The following is a 440-nucleotide window of genomic DNA, read 5'->3' as shown; positions in this document are numbered from 1 at the left end:
ATTTCTCTTTCAACAGATGTAAAAAGTCTAGAAACGTCTCGGCATTGGCAGACGAAGCACGATGAAACACGACGTCCCCTTGTTGCACGTCGACTGCGCCAAAAATGGAAACGTGAGCGTGGTGACCATAGCTCGGGACTTGTTTTTGGTTGCCTACTTCTGCCCATGTCGTACGAAGCGCTTGATACGCGCGAACATGCGTCTCATCGACATGAAGCAAAACGATTTCTTCCGTGATTAGTTTTTTTTTATAAACTCGAGTTCTTTTTCAAAGGCTGCTTGACGCACTGGATCGCCTTTGACGAGCTTATAGGTCGGGCGTGTCCATGACAAGCGAAGACGATGCAATAACTTTCGGATGCCTTCCCGTGACATCGAAACGCCATAAGTTTGTTGGATGTAAGATTGCAATATACGTGTGTTCCATGACGAAGAAATGC

The 440-nt window shown here is 46.4% G+C and carries 2 protein-coding genes; both read right to left on the bottom strand.

The genetic code is table 11. From position 1 onward, the window contains the following. Positions 1–220, bottom strand: a 220-nt coding sequence (locus K1I44_RS15075; RefSeq protein ID WP_219986636.1) for a transposase, incomplete at its 3' end; no start/stop codon positions are given. A 17-nt stretch (positions 221–237) separates the two neighbouring features. Further along, positions 238–440, bottom strand: a 203-nt coding sequence (locus K1I44_RS15070; protein ID WP_219986635.1) for a helix-turn-helix domain-containing protein, incomplete at its 5' end; no start/stop codon positions are given.

This window comes from Anoxybacillus sp. ST4 (assembly GCF_019448545.1).
Lineage (GTDB): Bacteria > Bacillota > Bacilli > Bacillales > Anoxybacillaceae > Anoxybacillus > Anoxybacillus pushchinoensis.
The sequence above is the reverse complement of the archived record's forward strand: the minus strand, read 5'-3'. Positions and strand labels throughout refer to the sequence as shown.